Annotated in this window: 20 protein-coding genes and 1 tRNA gene; 11 read left to right on the top strand and 10 right to left on the bottom strand. The window is 62.5% G+C overall.

Annotation, left to right across the window (positions count from 1 at the left end; translation table 11 throughout):
* The first annotated feature begins 72 nt into the window (after positions 1-72).
* On the top strand, positions 73-1,143 hold the full coding sequence (locus V1286_RS30450) for a carboxylesterase family protein (protein ID WP_334485918.1): 1,071 nt from the start codon (positions 73-75) through the stop codon (positions 1,141-1,143).
* Between the two features lie 53 nt (positions 1,144-1,196).
* Positions 1,197-1,403, top strand: coding sequence for a hypothetical protein (locus V1286_RS30455; protein WP_334485920.1), 207 nt, complete (start codon positions 1,197-1,199; stop codon positions 1,401-1,403).
* Between the two features lie 75 nt (positions 1,404-1,478).
* Here V1286_RS30455 and V1286_RS30460 read toward each other — a convergent pair whose 3' ends face one another.
* The 4 genes from V1286_RS30460 to V1286_RS30475 form a co-directional block, all read right to left on the bottom strand.
* Complete coding sequence (locus V1286_RS30460) at positions 1,479-2,159, bottom strand: DsbA family protein (RefSeq protein WP_334485922.1); 681 nt, start codon at positions 2,157-2,159, stop codon at positions 1,479-1,481.
* Positions 2,160-2,190: 31 nt separating this feature from the next.
* Positions 2,191-2,976, bottom strand: a complete 786-nt coding sequence (locus V1286_RS30465; RefSeq protein ID WP_334490005.1) for a sulfite exporter TauE/SafE family protein — start codon at positions 2,974-2,976, stop codon at positions 2,191-2,193.
* Between the two features lie 90 nt (positions 2,977-3,066).
* The gene (locus V1286_RS30470; RefSeq protein WP_334490007.1) at positions 3,067-3,543 is read right to left on the bottom strand and encodes a PaaI family thioesterase; all 477 of its coding nucleotides are present in this window, start codon (positions 3,541-3,543) and stop codon (positions 3,067-3,069) included.
* A 5-nt stretch (positions 3,544-3,548) separates the two neighbouring features.
* Entirely contained in the window at positions 3,549-3,974 is a 426-nt protein-coding gene (locus V1286_RS30475) for an acyl-CoA thioesterase (RefSeq protein WP_334485924.1), read from the bottom strand.
* A 97-nt stretch (positions 3,975-4,071) separates the two neighbouring features.
* On the opposite strand from V1286_RS30475, the gene V1286_RS30480 reads away from it, so the two are divergent.
* The gene (locus V1286_RS30480) at positions 4,072-4,665 is read left to right on the top strand and encodes a TetR/AcrR family transcriptional regulator (protein ID WP_334485925.1); all 594 of its coding nucleotides are present in this window, start codon (positions 4,072-4,074) and stop codon (positions 4,663-4,665) included.
* A gap of 41 nt (positions 4,666-4,706) precedes the next feature.
* Here the strand turns inward: V1286_RS30480 and V1286_RS30485 are convergent, their stop codons facing one another.
* A complete protein-coding gene (locus tag V1286_RS30485) occupies positions 4,707-5,213 on the bottom strand; it encodes a hypothetical protein (RefSeq protein WP_334485926.1) in 507 nt (168 codons plus the stop codon).
* A 176-nt stretch (positions 5,214-5,389) separates the two neighbouring features.
* Between V1286_RS30485 and V1286_RS30490 the strand changes: the two genes are divergently transcribed.
* Positions 5,390-5,629: a PsiF family protein gene (locus tag V1286_RS30490; RefSeq protein ID WP_334485927.1), complete on the top strand. Its 240-nt coding sequence runs from the start codon at positions 5,390-5,392 to the stop codon at positions 5,627-5,629.
* A gap of 142 nt (positions 5,630-5,771) precedes the next feature.
* Complete coding sequence (locus V1286_RS30495) at positions 5,772-6,857, top strand: AbrB family transcriptional regulator (protein WP_417021196.1); 1,086 nt, start codon at positions 5,772-5,774, stop codon at positions 6,855-6,857.
* Positions 6,858-7,248: 391 nt separating this feature from the next.
* Here V1286_RS30495 and V1286_RS30500 read toward each other — a convergent pair whose 3' ends face one another.
* Positions 7,249-7,788 (bottom strand): disulfide bond formation protein B, encoded by a 540-nt coding sequence (locus V1286_RS30500; RefSeq protein WP_334485929.1) that lies wholly within the window; start codon positions 7,786-7,788, stop codon positions 7,249-7,251.
* 170 nt (positions 7,789-7,958) lie between these two features.
* Between V1286_RS30500 and V1286_RS30505 the strand changes: the two genes are divergently transcribed.
* A tRNA-Leu gene (locus V1286_RS30505) sits at positions 7,959-8,043 on the top strand.
* Positions 8,014-8,262, top strand: a complete 249-nt coding sequence (locus tag V1286_RS30510; protein ID WP_334485931.1) for a hypothetical protein — start codon at positions 8,014-8,016, stop codon at positions 8,260-8,262. The genes V1286_RS30505 and V1286_RS30510 overlap by 30 nt, the downstream gene beginning before the upstream one ends.
* 286 nt (positions 8,263-8,548) lie before the next feature.
* Here the strand turns inward: V1286_RS30510 and V1286_RS30515 are convergent, their stop codons facing one another.
* Entirely contained in the window at positions 8,549-9,265 is a 717-nt protein-coding gene (locus tag V1286_RS30515) for a hypothetical protein (protein WP_334485933.1), read from the bottom strand.
* Positions 9,266-9,409: 144 nt separating this feature from the next.
* Here V1286_RS30515 and V1286_RS30520 point away from each other — a divergent pair, with 144 nt between their 5' ends.
* From V1286_RS30520 to V1286_RS30530, 3 genes are all read left to right on the top strand, one after another.
* Complete coding sequence (locus V1286_RS30520; RefSeq protein ID WP_334485935.1) at positions 9,410-9,997, top strand: TetR/AcrR family transcriptional regulator; 588 nt, start codon at positions 9,410-9,412, stop codon at positions 9,995-9,997.
* Positions 9,998-10,482: 485 nt separating this feature from the next.
* Positions 10,483-10,752, top strand: a complete 270-nt coding sequence (locus V1286_RS30525; protein WP_334485937.1) for a hypothetical protein — start codon at positions 10,483-10,485, stop codon at positions 10,750-10,752.
* Between the two features lie 201 nt (positions 10,753-10,953).
* A complete protein-coding gene (locus V1286_RS30530; protein WP_334485938.1) occupies positions 10,954-11,997 on the top strand; it encodes a lytic transglycosylase domain-containing protein in 1,044 nt (347 codons plus the stop codon).
* A 77-nt stretch (positions 11,998-12,074) separates the two neighbouring features.
* On the opposite strand, the gene V1286_RS30535 is transcribed toward V1286_RS30530, so the two are convergent.
* The 3 genes from V1286_RS30535 to V1286_RS30545 all read right to left on the bottom strand — a co-directional run bounded on the left by V1286_RS30535 (position 12,075) and on the right by V1286_RS30545 (position 14,801).
* Positions 12,075-13,865, bottom strand: a complete 1,791-nt coding sequence (locus V1286_RS30535; protein WP_334485940.1) for a peptide ABC transporter substrate-binding protein — start codon at positions 13,863-13,865, stop codon at positions 12,075-12,077.
* Between the two features lie 249 nt (positions 13,866-14,114).
* Positions 14,115-14,312 carry a hypothetical protein gene (locus V1286_RS30540; protein ID WP_334485943.1) on the bottom strand — a complete coding sequence of 66 codons (198 nt, stop codon included), beginning with the start codon at positions 14,310-14,312 and terminating at the stop codon, positions 14,115-14,117.
* A 159-nt stretch (positions 14,313-14,471) separates the two neighbouring features.
* Entirely contained in the window at positions 14,472-14,801 is a 330-nt protein-coding gene (locus V1286_RS30545) for a hypothetical protein (RefSeq protein WP_334485946.1), read from the bottom strand.
* A 289-nt stretch (positions 14,802-15,090) separates the two neighbouring features.
* Between V1286_RS30545 and V1286_RS30550 the strand changes: the two genes are divergently transcribed.
* On the top strand, positions 15,091-16,422 hold the full coding sequence (locus tag V1286_RS30550; protein WP_334485948.1) for a TRAFs-binding domain-containing protein: 1,332 nt from the start codon (positions 15,091-15,093) through the stop codon (positions 16,420-16,422).
* Positions 16,423-16,428: the final 6 nt, after the last annotated feature.

The following is a 16,428-nucleotide window of genomic DNA, read 5'->3' on the forward strand; positions in this document are numbered from 1 at the left end:
AGGCTTCATTAAGCTAAGGCTTCATTGAATTGAACCAAGAACCAAGCCACCATTGAAAGCAGAGTACGCCCGATGAGTGAGGCCGTGGTGGACGACATCGTGGCCGTGCTGCCGCCGCTGTTGCACTCGCTTGAAGCCCTGGGGTTCATCGCGCGCTACCTCAATCCGCCGGATTTCGACCGCGTGATGGAGCGCGTTGGGCAACCGGATGAAGCCCTGCGCGCCATTCGGCCGCGACTCGCGCAATGGCCGGCGGAATTTGCAGACATCAAGACCCCGCTGGAGACGGCCAGCGATGCGGCGCTGGCCGCTTTCGCGGCCTTGCGCGTCGTGCAAAACGGCCAGGGCGATTTCGTCAGCCTGTTTCGTGCGCTGCGTTACGCCCCGCGCGCGCAGGAGGCGCTCTATGCGCTGTCGGCGAAACTTCCGCCGGTGAACCAGTTCTTTGTCGATCCCGCGCTGCGCGACGACGCCGGGCTTGAAGCGCGGCTGGCGGCGCCGGCCAACTCAAACACCGGCGTCTTCCACAATCATAACGAGCCCGACAGCCGCGGCGGCTTCTCGCTCTACGTGCCGGAATATTACACGCCCGATCGCGCATGGCCGCTGGTGATGGCGCTGCACGGCGGCAGGGGCAACGGCCGCGGCTTCCTGTGGAGCTGGCTGCGCGACGCCCGCAGTCGCGGCGCGATCCTGGTCGCACCGACCGCAACCGGCAGTACCTGGGCATTGATGGGCGACGACACCGATACACCGAACCTCATGTGCATCCTGGAATCCGTCCGCGCGCGCTGGAATGTCGATCCGGGCAGGATGCTGCTGACCGGCATGAGCGACGGCGGCACATTCTGCTATGTGACGGGCTTCGACGGCGCTTCGCCCTTCACCCACCTCGCGCCGGTATCGGCGACATTTCATCCGATGCTGGCGGAAATGGCCGATGCCGACAGGCTGCGCGGCCTGCCGATTCATATCGTGCATGGCCGGCTCGACTGGATGTTTCCGGTGCAGGTGGCGCGGCAGACCAGCCAGGCGCTGTCGGCAGCCGGCGCCAACGTCACCTACCGCGAGCTCGACGATCTCAGCCATGCCTATCCGCGCGAGATGAACGCGGAAATGCTGCAATGGCTTGATGGCCCGTAGACATGGAACCATGCTCCGGGTGCGGCGTTATCAGCCGCAACGGAGGGTTTGCCATGCAGACGTTTGTCGGAATGATTTTGGGTGCGCTGCTGCTGGTTGGCGGCGTTTATGTCTACGATTCCATGCAAACGTCGAGCGTCGCGAGCGGCCAGGTCGCCCAGGCCAATCGCACTATCGTCAACTGGGACGTCGCGGCCGCCGACTGGAACAAGTTGAAGACGCGCGCCCATGAGGATTGGGTCAAGATTTCGTCGAAGTAATTCGGCGATAGCAGCGATAGGATTCACGCCGTCGTCATGCACGACGGCGTTTTTTCTGGACATTTTTTCTGATGGCTAGTTGGCCTTCTTCGCCTTGCGCGCGTCGGCAATCACCATCTCGAATTGCGCCATGGTCAGGATTCCCGGCACGCGGAACTTGCCGACGATGAAGGATGGCGTGCCCTTGAATCCGAACGCCACCGCCTGATCGTGGTTGCGCGCGAGGATGATGTCGATCGCCTTGGCGTTGGACGTGGCGTCTCGGTTGAGGCGATCCATGTCGACGCCGGCGCCGGCCAGCAATTCGCGGATGCGCGGTTCGGTCAGTTTCGAGCTGACGCCGATCATCGCCTCATGCGCGGCCATGTACTTGCCCTGATACTTCGCCGCCAGCGCCATCCGCGCCCCGAATTTCGAGATCTCGCCCAGGATCGGCCAGTCTTTCAGCACCAGGCGAACCTTGCCGTCGTCCTGCACCACCTGCTGGATCTCGGGCGCGATCTTGCGGCAATACGGGCAGTTGTAGTCGAACCATTCGACGATGTTGATGTCGCCGTCGGGATTGCCGGTGGAGGGTACATCAGGGTCGCGCAGCACCAGCGCCTCGGTCAGGACGTCGTCGCTGGCTTGCGCGAACGCCGATCGCGACGCCGCGCCGGCGCCGAGCAGCGCGGCACCGCCGCCAAGCAGGCCGAGCGCCTTACGCCGCGTGCATCCCGGGTGGTTGGCCCCGGCCGGATTGTTCGATCGCTTCATGTGGGTCTCGCGAAGGGGCTGCATCCCCTGTCTACGCCGGAGATGGGGATATGTTACGCGCCAGCATATAGAGCGCCACCGCAATAATGACCACGGCGAACACGATATTGAGCGCGCCGCGGCGCTCGGCGAGGTGCCGGGCCGAACGCGTGCCGGCCAATCCACCGGCGATGCCGCCCGCCACGAACAGTCCCGCCAGTGCCCACGAAACCAGGCCCGACCAGGCATAGCTGGCGGCCGTGGTTAGGCCGAACGCGGTGACAGCGACCAGCGACGAGGAGACCGCGTTCATGATCGGCATGCCGGTGGCCAGCATCAGGGCCGGCACGATCAGGAAGCCGCCGCCGATACCGAAGAATCCCGATATCGTCCCGGTCGCCAGACCAAGACTGACGATGGCCGGCATGTTCGACATCGAGACCTTGACGTCAGGCAGGCCGATCCGCGAACGCGTCTTCAGCATCAACAGCGCGATCACGATCATCACCAGCGCAAACAGCGCCAGCAGTTTCTGGCCGTCGACCATCTTGCCGAGGATCGAGCCGCCGAAGGCACCGGCCATGCCGGCGGCGGCGAAGATCAGCGCGCAAGACCAGATCACGGTGCCGCCGCGCGCATGGTTGGACAGGTTGATCGCGGCGTTCGCAGCCACTGCGATCGCGCTGGTGCCGATCGCGACATGAGGCTCCGCCACGCCGACCACATAGACCATCAGCGGCACCGCCAGGATCGAGCCGCCGCCGCCGACCAGGCCGAGCGAGAACCCGACCAGCATCCCCGACGCCAGTCCCAGCACGCCATGCGCGGCTGTGATGATCAAGTTGAAAGACTCAGTTGCACGGCCGGACCATAGAAGGATTTTTCACGTCCTGCTATGCCGATAGCATAAGTATGCACTGCAGCAGCGTCAGGTCGGTGCGTGCGCCCTTTCCTGCGGGGCATCCTCGCGGGCCGCCAGCGCCATCAGCGTGCCGCTCATGGTCGCGATCAAGGTCTCGACCCCGTCATGCGTTGCATAGGCGCGGGCCTCGCACACCGTCAGCGTGCGGCCGGGTTTTACCACCGTGGCACGGAAGGTGAAGCGTTCGCCGCGCGCGGGCGCCAGCAGGTTGGTCTTGAATTCCACGGTGAGAATTCCCGTTGCCGCCGGCATCAGCGTGAAGGCAGCGATGCCGCAGGCATTGTCGAGACCTGCGGTGATGATCCCGGCGTGGACGAAGCCGTGCTGCTGGGTGAGGTCGGCTGAATAGTCCATCGCGAGGTCGACCTCGCCCGGCTCCAGCCGCGCGATCGAAATGCCGAGCGTCTGCATCGCGCGCTGCTGGTTGAACGTATGGATCGCGATTGCGCGATAATCCGGGTTCTTCGGCTGGAAGCGCGGCATGCGGTTCACGCCATCGCCGGCTCGAGATACCTCATCGCGGCGTCGCGGATCGCGGGCGCGAACGGCGTCGACTTCCGCGCCTGCCGGTCCATGTGGACGCCGACGAATTCGCAGACCGCGGCGATCTCGCCGGTTTCGGCGTTGCGCATCTCGTGCATGAAGCGGACCGACTTGTCGCGGATTTCCAGGAGCCGGCTCCTGACTTCGACGATATCGCCGGCCAGCAGCTCGCGCTTGTAGGTGACGGTCTGCTGCACGGCGGCCATGCCGCGGCCGGATTCGCGCAAGTAGGACGGCGTCAGCCCCAGCCTTGCGAACAGATTCCAGTTCGCCTCGTCGAATTTGCCGACATACCACATGATGTTCATGTGCCCGACATGATCGCATTGCCAGGGATAGACCGTGCCGCAATAGGTCGCGTCCGTCTCCATCGTTCGCTCCCGCTTTTTTAATTTTGATACGGTGGCGTATCAGACCCCGCCCGGGTTAGCAATACGGTACCGTATCAAGAATCGGTGAGGCCGGACCATGAGCGATCCCAAAAGCGACGCCAAGGCGGAGGCGCGAACCGGCGAGGTGCGCAGCGAGAGCTGGATCGAGGCCGGCTTTGAGGAAATCGCCCGGACCGGCGTCGAGGGGGTGCGGGTGGAGGTGCTGGCAAAACACCTCGGTGTCACCAAGGGCGGCTTCTACCGCCGCTTCCGCGACCGCGCGGCCTTGCTCGAAGCCATGCTGCAGCACTGGAGCGAGGGGCGGATTGCCGCGATCGAAAAGCACACCAGCCTCGATGGCGCCACCGCACGCGAGCGGCTGAAGGCGCTGATCGCGCTTTACTCCGAACGGATGAATACCGAAGGCATGGCTGTTGAGCTCGCGATCCGGCAATGGGCCCGCTCCGACGAGCTTGCCGCCAACGCGGTGGCCCGCGTCGACGCCGCGCGGTTGAAGAATGTCGGGCATCTCTACCGCGCCAGGGGGCTGGCGGCTGAGGACGCCGACGCGCAGGCGTTCCTGTTCTATTGTTTCGTGTTCGGCCAGAGCCTGCTGTTTCTCGAACGCGGCCCGCGCAAGCGCGCGCAACTGGTGGCGAAGTCGGCCGAAACATTGCTCCGCGGGGTGTAGGCGCGGCCGAAACATCCGGCCGCGCCCTTGTGGGTTGCTGCTTAGGCTGCGCCCTTCAGCTTCTTGGAGCATTCGCTGTAATAGCCGCCGCCCTTCTGGATCCACTTCAGGCCGCCATTGCCGTTGGTGGCCTTGTTGGCATTGTACTGATCCACGCAGGTGTGCATGCGCGCTTTGCCGGCGGTCTCCTTGGAATATTTCGGATCCACGGCGTTCGGAAAGACCGCCGGGCCTGCCGGTGCCGCCGGCGCCGCGGCTTCCTTGGCTTCCTTCCTGGATGCTTTCTTGGCGGCTTCCTTCGGCTCCGCGGTGGGGGCCGGAGCCGCAGCGGTGGGAGCGGCGGTCGTTGGCGCGGCCGTTGCGTCGGCACCGCATTGGGCTTTCCGGAAGTCGTTCCACTTCTGGCCGCCGAGCGTGCCGGCGGTTTTGGCAGCCTGGTATTTGGCGCTGCATTCCTGCGCGGTCAGAGCGTTCGCCTGCGACGTCATCGCAAACGCAGCCAAACCCGACATCGCAATCGCGCCCAGTATTTTTGCTTGAATAGTCATCCTGGTCTCCTTGGGGAAGTCATCTGCACCTGCCATCCTAGCGCAACCACAGCTTGCGACAACGCGCAGAGCGACCCTCCGGTAAAAAATTTTGTGTCAGCCAGTTCAACTCCATTCACCTGTGGTTCAGCATTGCAACGCAACGGTTGCGTCCTTGTTTCAATCCGAGGTGCCCCATGACGAAAATATCCTCCCTCGCCACCGCAACCGCCGTTTCCCTTCTGCTCATGGGCTCCGCCTTCGCGCAAACCACGGCGCCGGCCAAGACCGAGCCGTCCAAGACTGAGCCGGCCAAACCGCGCACCGCCGCCTCGCTCGAATGTTCGAAGGAAGCCGATGCCAAGGGGCTTCACGGCAAGGAACGCAAGAAATTCCGCTCCGCGTGCAAGAAGGCCGCCGCCGAAAAGGCGAAGTAACCGCCCCGCCCTCCTGCGCGAGGGCCGTGTCGGGACCATCAGCATTTTTATGACGCCGGCAGGCCACCGCCGGCGCCGCCCGCGCATTGCTGCAATCGCGTGGCGCATTTGTCCCTCGTATGCGGATTTGCCATAAGGCGGCGTGAGCCTGATCCCCGCCTCGATGTCCTCCGCTGTTGCCGACCGTGCCAAAATTCTCGGCACGCTCGAAACGCTCGTCATCGGCGCCGGCGGCGGCCTGCTGTTTCTGTGGCTCAACCTGCCCGGCGGACTGATTTCCGGCGCGATGGTCGCCGTCGGCATCGCCGCTCTCGCCGGGCGGCCGGTCACCATGCCGCCGGTCCTGACGCAGACCGTGCTGGTGCTGCTCGGCATCACGCTGGGCTCGCTGGTGTCGCGGCAACTGATCCAGCACATGAGTGCCTATCCCTTGACCATCGGCCTGCTGGCGCTGGCGACATTCTGCTCGACCTTCGGCTCGAGCTTCTATCTGCAGCGCATGCACGGCTGGGACCAGACCTCGGCATTTCTGGCTGGCAGCCCCGGCGCGCTGTCGCAGATCACGATACTGGCCGCCGAGAAGGGCGCCGATGTCGCCGCGATCGCGGTGGTGCAGACCATGCGCGTGATCATCCTGACCGCGGCGCTGCCGCTGCTGCTGGCGTTTACCGGGATTGCGCCCTCGGCGCCGGCTGAAGTCGCCAGCCTGATCGCCTCGCCGCTCGAACTCGCCGTGCTGGCGGCCGCTGCCATAGCCGTCGCGCTGCTGCTGCGGCTGGCCAAATTTCCGGCGAGCTGGATGTTCGGCGCGATGATCGCCTCCGCCGTGCTGCACGGCACTGACTTGATCGAAGGCGGCCTGCCGCCATGGATGCGCAACGTGGCGCTGGTCGGCATCGGCGCTGTGATCGGCACGCGGTTTTCGCGGATCAGCAAGTCGACGCTCGTCAGCCACATCAATGCCGGGCTGGGCTCCTTTGCGGTCGCCATCGCCATATCAGCCATTTTCGTCACGGTGATCGTGCTCTCCACCCATGTGCGCTTCGCCGACGTCGTGGTGGCGTTCGCGCCGGGCGCGATGGACGCCATGCTGGCGCTGGCGCTCACGCTGCATATCGATCCGATTTTCGTCGGCGCCCATCATCTGTCGCGCTTCGTGTTCGTATCGATCACGACGCCCGGCATCGTGCATCTGTTCGGCCGTCCGCAGGAGGATGTGGACGATTAGGGTGGCCGTCGTTGCGAGCCACCCGGTCGGCGCAAAGCGCCGCCGGATGACAGGCTCCGCGAAGCAATCCCGTCTTTCCGCGCACGAGGTGACAATGGATTGCTTCGCTCCGCTCGCAATAACGTGGATGTAGTTTCGCGATCTCGCGGCGCATTGCGCCCGAGGTTTGCTATCAACTTCCCGCCCTCTTGTTCAGAGGGCGCAGGGAAGCCGCTGATTTGCGCGAGAACGAAAGCAGAATATTTTTACGCGAAGGGCTGGACAGACTTTTGGTGACTTGCCTGACAAGTGAAGTCGTAGAGGGTGGGCAAAGCGACAGCGTGCCCACCATCACGAGCGGAATGCTTGATGGTGGGCACGGCGCAAGTGCGCCTTTGCCCACCCTACGAAGCTACGCCCGCTTCGCCGACACCATGCCCCACGCGGCGATCGCGGCCATCAACAGCGAGATCAGCACGTTGTAGCCGGCGAGCGAGAGGCCGAGGAAGCGCCACTGCACCTCGTCGCAGCGGATCACTTTGACGGTGTCGAGCCGCTGCAGCAGCGTGCCGGCGCTGCCGAGATCGGCGATGGGGCCGGAGCAATCGGTCGGGCCCTGCCAGAATTGCCACTCGACGCCGGCGTGGTAGGCGCCGAGCCCGGCATTGGCGAGGGCTGCGAGCGCAAGAATGGCGAGGCCCGCCAGCAGCACCGGCCTCGGCGCCCCCCGGTAGGCCCCAAACGCCACCACAAGGCCGAGCGGGACCGCCAGATAATAGGCGTAGCGCTGCTCGAGGCAGAGCGGACAGGGGCGGATGTCCAGGACCAGCTGGAAGAACCACGCGCCCGCCAGCGCATCCGCCGCAATGAACGCAATCGCCAGCGCCGCGACCAGCGCGGGATCAGCGGACAGGCGCGCAGGCGACGAATGGGCGGCTGCATCTGATGTCACGGACGTTCTCCGGAGCACAATCCATGCTCAAACAGGCAACAGCGTCGTATCCCCTCGCCGCCCGGGTGTCGAGAGACGCCACAATCACATCCGCGCGGGTTGACCCGCGCAGGCCGCCCGCTATATTCCCGCCCGCTTCGCCGCACCGGCCCTCCGGCCCGCGACCGAAGGCCCCTGTGGCGGAACTGGTAGACGCGCTCGACTCAAAATCGAGTTCCGCAAGGAGTGCTGGTTCGATTCCGGCCAGGGGCACCACGCTTCGCCCTCGCGGGCTTCGCGTGGCGCAGCCACGTCGGAGCATGTCCGGCGAAGCTCGAGCAACGCGAGAACGAAGACGGACGAGCCTTCGCTGCTTTGGATGCCGATGACATTTCCGAAGAGGAATGGCGAATAACTGAAGAACGCGCCGCCCGGTGCGATCTGGTGAGCGACGAACAGGTTGAGGCAGTTTTCAGCCGCTACCGCAACGCATGAAGCTCCGGTACGGACGCGGCGCGCTCGCCGATCTCTGAGATTTTTGCGTACATCGCGAAGGGGCAGCGGCGGCTCAACTTGTCGCCCGCATCGAATGCGGCGACAGCCGAAATCGCCGCGCAACCGAAATTTGGGCGCAGCAACCCGCAATCCGAAATTCCGTCGATTTCCCGTAACTACTTGATCGTCTACGAAGTCGAATCGAACGAGGTCATCGTTCACTTCGTTCGCCATGGGAAAGCGAGTGAGGTTTCGTCGCTATTTCGGTCATTGAGGTCCCTCGCGTTCAACCAGCCATCGCCATCGCCCCGAGCACACGAGGGGCAGATCTGAGCTTGGTCATGATCACAACGTGGACCAGCAGATCGACCGGAACCAGCATCGCGGGCACGAAGATCCAGGGCAGCGTCCCCATGACGAGCGTGCCCGGCCCTTCCGTGAACACGCGGAATGCCGTGCCCGGGACCGACAACATCGCAAGAGTGAGTGCGGTCAGCAGATCGAGCAGTCCGAACGCGTTCCAAGCCCCGAGCCATAGCTTTGGCATTTTGACCCCAAGTACCAGCAACGGCACGAGCAAGAGCGCTACCGCGCCCGTAATGATATCGCCAATAGCGGCGACCGGCGCGAACGGTGCCGACAGTCGCCCGTCGAAATAAAGAAGCAAGAAGAACACGCCGGCGACACGGCCGGCATGCACCGCCACCAGAGCTGGCATTGGAACAGACAGCAATGCATCGCGCGCCTGCGGGATCAGCACCCAGGCTCCAAACAGGATCGCAAGAAAAAGGGTGAATGGCACGAGGTTGACCGGAAACGGGCCAAGTGTCCCGGGCGAGAGGACCCCCAGCCCATAGACTGCGACGACAACTGCGAGCCACACCGCGGTCGCAGCAAAAAGGGCAATCTTGGTTGCTCCGCGAAGGAACGCAGGGCCAATCAACAGACCTGCCTGAGCCGCGCAATAGGCGGTGGCAAAAATCGCTGCGACGATATCGAGCATGGTGACCTCCCGGAGCATTTGCTGCTGTGCCACAACCGAACCCGGCGTATGATAGTGAACATCGTGTTCGGAACAACAGACAGCCCGTGGCCTGCCGTTCGTTACCGAACGATCGACGGCACGAGTCCGGAAAAAAGGTGAGGAATGGAAGAGATCGACCGGCGCGTCGCGCGCACGCGGCGAGCGCTTCACGAGGCACTGATCCGACTGATCATGCGCAAGGGCTTTGATGCCCTAACCGTGCAGGAGATCATCGACGAGGCCGATATTGGCCGTGCAACTTTCTACGCCCACTACCGCAGTAAGGACGCTCTGCTCCGCGGCGGCTTCGAGCGGCTTCGCAGCGAGTTGAAAGCCGCACGACAAGCTCCGCGGCATGGCGGCGAGCGGGATCAGCCCCTGACATTCAGCCTCGCGATGTTCGAGCATGCTTGCGCCTACCGGGATGTTTATCGCGCCATGTTGGGAGGACAAGGCAGCATCATCGCCGTCAACGAAATCCGCCGCGCCCTTTCCGAACTGGTGAAGGAGGAATTGCCGACGCTCGGCGACGATGGCGCGGTGCCGCGCGAACTCATGCTGCAATTCGTCGTGGGAACGTTTCTGACAACACTGATATGGTGCCTCGAAAAGCGGTCGAAACTGGCGCCTTCCGAGGCGAACGCCATTTTCCGTCATCTGGTGATGCAAGGCATTGGGCGGGCAATCGTCTCGGACGGCCGCCAACGGTAGAATCAATGCCTTGCGGTTGCCATCAAACGAGCTTGGGAGCAGCGTCCCAATTCGTCGCCCGGATCGAACAGGCGACAGCACTGATCGCCGAGCAACCGCATCTCGGCCCGGCAATCCGCAATCCGAAATTCCGACGATTTCCGGTCACAGCTATCTGATCGTATATGAGGTCGGATCGGACGAGGTCATTGTTCATTACGTTCGACATGGCGCGCGGCTGCGGCCATGGGAAGGCGAATGAAATTCCTGCTTGCGATGCGGGTGTAGATCAAGCGCGCATCGCTATGACCAAAAGACGCGATCATCCCATTTGGTGCACTGGACTGCACCCCTGGAATGAGACACGATAATTTCTGTGACAGGCTGTCACCGTAATTCCGTAATTCACGCCCGCCCTCGATCTGTCCAAGCCATCCAGGCACGCCATGCGAAGAGCACCTCATTCGGTCGAGACGTACCGGGCCTCGCTGAAGAAGATCCATGAATTGGATGACGCGCTAGAGCTGATGTATTTCGGTTGGCGCGGGATGACGCTGGCGGCGGATGAATATCTGGGCACGCTGGGATTGTCGCGAGCGCACCATCGCAATCCTCTACGTCATTGCGCGCCGGCCCGGCATATCGGTCGGCTCCCTCGTCGAGATCATCGGCGTCTCCAGCAGGCGCTGAACCGCCCGCTGAACCTGCTGTTGCGACGTGACCTGGTGATCTCAGTGCAATCGTCCGGGCACGAAGCTTTTACGCTGGGCGCTTGACCACGTCCGTCAGCGTCAAATTCAATTCGGCAGCGCGAAGCTGCGTTGTCGCGCGTACTGACTCTGCATTGAACTCGGCACGCGGGAACTCTGTTCGGTAGTACTACGGGTCAGAAAACACAACGCTGCCGCAGTTCATCCGCGAAATGTCCACATCCGACTTCTATCCGGCCGGCCTTCACACCCATGGATGGAAGTTTGATGCGATATCTTTTCGCCGCCGTGATTGCTGTGTTCGTGATCGCAGTGGATTTTGAAAGTTCCGACGTCAGGTCAGTCTGGATGGAACCGTCTTTCGTCGTCGCCGAAGCGCAATCGGAACCGGCCACGACACCGAATTCCCACGCTGGAATTTCGGCCGCGTCGGTCGAGTATTCGCAGGCGTTGGACTCAACAAACGTCGTCGCTGCGCCATACGAGAAAGCTGTAGCAGCCGATGCCGCCGCTCATGCAGCCGCATCGTTCTACGACGAGTCCGCGCCACCGAATCCGATCTGCGAAGCGGTCAAGGTCGCCGCGGAGGAAAACGATATCCCGATCGGATTCTTCGCGCGCCTGCTCTGGCAGGAAAGCAGGTTTCGCGCCGAGGAGATCAGCTCGGCAGGCGCGCGGGGCATTGCGCAATTCATGCCGCAAACGGCCGTCGAAATGGGCTTGAGAGACCCGTTCGATCCGCTGCAGGCGATCCCTGTGGCGGCAAGATTTCTTCGCAAGCTTCATAACCAGTTCGGAAATCTCGGGCTTGCGGCGGCTGCCTACAATGCGGGCGGCGGCCGGATTGAGAAGTGGCTCTCACGCCGCAGCACACTCCCAAAGGAAACGCGCGCTTACGTCAAGATCATCACCGGCCACAAGGCCGAAGCGTGGACCGACGAAGAGAATACCGTCCACATGCCGACCGATCTGCCGCAGAAAGCGCCGTGCGAGGGCGTCGGCGGCCTGTCGCGGCAAGACCAGATCGCCGCCGTGAATGTCGACCTGACGCCTTCCGCCAGCGCGCTGTTGCGCAAGGCGGAGGCCGACGACGCCGAGGACAAAAAGAACGCGGCCGCCAGCAAGCTGCGCGTTGCGGCAGTTTCGGCGGCTCGGCATGCCGGCGCGGCCTTCCGAAAGACCAATGCGCGCGCTGTCCTGCTGGCCGCAAAGGGACCGTCGCGCAAGCAGGGGAAACAAGCCGCCGTGCGTCTCGCGTCGGCTTCTTCCACCGCCGGCCGCACGAAGTCATCGAGGGCGCGAGAATTGTAACCGTTGCCACCGATCGGTCGCCAAACGAAAGAAGCCCGCGTCGCTCGCGGGCTTCCTTGTCGCGGGAAACCCCGCTCTCACGCCTCCCGGTACCAGCTCGCGAGCTGCCACAGATCGTTGTCCCAGCCCGAGATATGCGCGGTCAGCTTGTTGCCGAGCGCCGCGACCCGGGTCCGCGAGACGATGGGCTGGATGTAGTTGTCTGTCACGACGAGGTCGTTGAGCTTGATAAACAGCGCCGCGCGCTTCACGGCGTCGAGCTCCTGCTCGGCCTGCTTGTAGACCTCGTCGTATTCCTTGCTTTGCCAGCGCGAGACATTGCGCCCCTGCCACTTGTTTTCCTTGTTCGCCACCTGCCACGACACATACTGGTTCATGAACAGCTGCGGATCGGCCTGCGGCATTGTCGTGTTGTACATCTGCGCGTCGCAATAGAAATGCGGGTAGGTGTCGGGATTGGCGGTGTCGGAGGAGAAGAACACCGATCCCACCACCGACTTCAGCTCGACGTCGATGCCCGCCTTCTGGCACGCCTGCTTGATGATGGCCTGGGTCTTCTGCCTGGGCGCATTGATCGAGGTCTGGAATACGAACTTCAGCGCCTTGCCGTCCTTGGCGCGAATGCCGTCGCCGCTCTTTTTCCAACCGGCGGCCTCGAGGATCTGGTTGGCCTTCTCGATGTTGAATTCGAACTTGGTGTTTTTCGACCGGAAGCGTTCCGGGTTGTTGAGGAAGTTCGCAGTGGCCCGCGCCGTGCGGCCATAGATGAATTTCTCGATCGACACGCGATCGATCAGGAGATGGATGGCCTGGCGCACGGCCGGGTCGCTGAACAGCGGATGCCTGGTCTTTATGCTGGCGCGCTCGCCATCGACCTCGACCGCGGGATCGGTCGAGTTGAGCTGTATGAATTCGACATTGCCTGACACCGTGATGTTGACCCTGCCCTTTCCGGCGGCTTCCAGCTTCTGCAGGATCTCCTCTTCGACCAGCATGTTCCAGGCATAGTCGTACTCTCCGGTCTGCAGCACCGCGCGCGCCGCCGACACGGCGTCGCCGCCGCCTTTGACCTCCACCTCATCGAAGTGCGGCCGGTTGGCGACGTGATAGGTGGGATTGATTTTTGCGCGGAGCATGTCGCCCGGCTTGAAATCAACGAACAGATAAGGGCCGGTGCCGACCGGCTTCAGATTGTGCGGTGCCTCGCGCGACTTGGCGCCGACGTAATCCTTGAACAGATGTTTTGGGATGATCGCGCCGTAGTTGCCGACAAAGGCATCGGCCCAGAACGGCGTCGGCTTGGCAAAAATAAGGCGGACGGTGAAGTCGTCGATCTTCTCGACCGTGACGTCCTTGTAGCTGGCGATCGAGACCGCCGCGCTTTCCGGCGTTCTGGCATATTCCCAATTGAAAACGACATCGTCGGCCGTGAACGGCATGCCGTCATGCCATTTGACGCCGCGTTTCAGCTTCCAGACCACCGAGCGACCGTCCTCGGCCAAGCCGTCATTCTCCTTGCTCGGGATTTCGGCGGCGAGGATCGGAACCAGATTGCCGTCGCCATCCCATCCCGCCAGCGGCTCGTAAAAGATCCGGCAGCCTTCCTGATCCTTGGTGCCGACGGCGAAATGGGGATTGAGCAGGGTGATGGCCTGCCAGTACATCAGTTTCAGCACGCCGCCGCCGCCGGCCTTGGTCGGCTTGTAGGGAAGCGCGGTCGCAGCCATCGCGACTCCGGACTGGCTCAGCATCATCCCGGCCATCGGCGCCGAAAGGCCCACGGCAATCATTCGCTGGACAAAGGCCCGCCGCGACAACCGGCCGGTCTTGACGTCTGCAATCAGGTCTCGAAGTTCCCGCTCTTTCATGGGCCGGCTCTCTCACTGGTGGTAAATGCCTGGTCACTCTCGATGATGGAAATGGATCAGGTCAGCGCGAACCTGTCAAAGCAGGATACGGGCCATCCCTTCATACCAAGTCGATTTTTGCCAAATCCAACCGAGACAAGGTGACGCGGCGCCAGCCGGCTGATGGAAATTACGGCGGCGGTGCACTCAATTGACACGTCAGGCCTTCGCGGGCTCGCCTGCGAATGAAGTGCGCTGTCACCGCCGCCATTATGTTGGCGAGCCTGCCCCCTCCCCGCCAATCGCGCGGTCCAGGGCGTCGATCAGCACCTGAATCTCGATGAACTTGTTGCGGGCCCGTTCGGCTTTGTCGCGGTCGAAGGGAGCGGCCAGCACCTTCGCATGCATGTCCCTGTCCTCGATCATGCGCTCACGGGCTTTCTTCAGCGTTTCAAGTCGCTCGCTCATTTTGGTTGCTTTCAACGGAGGGGATCGACGCCACGGCGCCAATCTCATGCGTACACCGATCCAGCCGCCGGTACCATATCGATCAATGGCGCGGCGTCATCCATCGAGCATACAAAAAGCCCGCGGCGCTCGCGGGCTTTTCGTTTCTTGCAACCTCTCCTACCAGCGGTAGCCGCCGGTGCCGAAGCTGAAGGTTACGCCGGGGCCGCCGCCGTAGTAGCGGGGACCGTAATAGCCGTAAGGGCGCGGGGCATAGTAGTTGTAGCTCCCATAGTACGGCCGGTAATGACGGTGGCGCCAGTGGTGATGGTGATGGCCATGCCAGTGGCGATAGCGATATTGCGCGCTGATGTCGGTCGAGGACTGCGTGGCAGTCCGGGAGGCATCCGCCGAAGATCTCGACTTCACCGCATTGTCGGCGGCGTAGGCCGCGGAACCTCCCATCAGGGCGGCGGCACCAACGGCAAACACGATAGCTAGCTTCTTCATCGTCGAACTCCAGTAGAACGAGTGAAGGCTAACCGGCCGGCGCACGTGACGTTCCGGCGTGCGACATAAAGCCCAAGATCGCCTGAACGAATGTTCATGAAACTGAACGCAGTTCTTCTGAACAATTGACCATCGCGAAGTTCGCGTTGACTTCGGCAGCACATCCACCCGCGAAGCTTCCAGCTTGCAATCACACTCGTTCTGGTTCAGACTTGTGCATCATTTCATAAGCAACCATTGATTGCCGACGACTCCAGCGGTGCCGCTTACCAGCCGGCCGGAGGATATTATGGGTAGCTGTTTTGTCATTATGGGCTTTGGCGAGAAGACCGACTTCCAGTCGAACCCGCAGCGTGTTCTGAACCTGAACAGGACCTACGAAGACATCATCAAGCCGGTGGTGGAAGAGGCCGGCCACACCTGCGTTCGCGCGGACGAGATCATCCATTCCACCGTCATCGACAAGCCGATGTACGACAATCTGCTTTCGGCAGATCTGGTCATTGCGGACCTGTCCACGGCCAACGTCAACGCGGTGTATGAGCTCGGCGTTCGTCACGCGCTCCGCCCACAGCGGACGATCGTGCTGGCGGAGAAGAACTTCAGCTTCCCGTTCGACCTCAATCATCTCAGCATCCTGAAATACGAACACCTCGGAAAGGAGATTGGGTTCAAGGAGGTGATGCGCGTCAGGGAAGAACTGAAAAAAAAGATCACGGTGCTGATGGACAGTCCCGAGCCCGACAGCCCGGTCTTTCTGTTCATCCCCTCGCTTCAGCCTGCCAGCCTTCCCAAGGCGCCGGCGATGGTCGCCGCGGGGCCGCCCGCGCCCTCCTCTGAGCCCACGGATCGGGAGCAGAAGAGCTTCGCCGAACTGCTCGTAAGCTTTCGCGCCGCGAAAGACGAGGTCAAGGAGGCTGACGATTGGGCTCTACCTCTGGCCCTTCTGAAGCGACTGAAGGCGATGCAGCCTGACGACCCCTACATCCTCCAGCAACTGGCGCTCGCGACCTACAAGTTCCAACAGCCGGACAAGAAGACATCGCTTATCAATGCAAAGAACATTCTGAACGCGCTTGCGCCACAAACGTCGAGCGATGCCGAGACGGTGGGACTGTGGGGCGCCATCCACAAACGGCTGTGGGATGAGACGGAAAATCCTGAGGATCTCGATGATGCGGTGCGGGCTTATGCGAGAGGCTACTACATCAAAACCGATTATTATAACGGCATCAACTACGCATTCGTGCTCGACGTTCGCGCGTCCCGCAGCGAGGGCGATGAGGCTTTGGTGGATCGGCTTCTCGCGCGACGGGTCCGCAAGGACGTCCTGAAAATCTGCGACCGTCTGTTGCAAGCCGCAGCCGCGGCGGCCGAACCCGGATCGAAGCATGACGCACCCGGCGCCAGCGCCGACGAGTTGTTCTGGATCGGGGGGACGAAGGTTGAGGCCTTGTTCGGGTTGGGCCGCAGAGACGAGGCGGGAAGTCTGAAGACCGAGATTGTCGAGAAGGAACGCCAGCGCCTGATCAAGGCCGGCCGCAATGGCGACGCCGTGAATTGGATGGGGTCCAGCCTGAACGACCAGTTGAAGAAGCTGGGCGAGCTATTGCCGCCTTGACGGGTT

Origin of the sequence: Bradyrhizobium algeriense (assembly GCF_036924595.1) — a bacterium.
In the GTDB taxonomy this organism is placed as follows: Bacteria; Pseudomonadota; Alphaproteobacteria; order Rhizobiales; family Xanthobacteraceae; genus Bradyrhizobium; species Bradyrhizobium algeriense.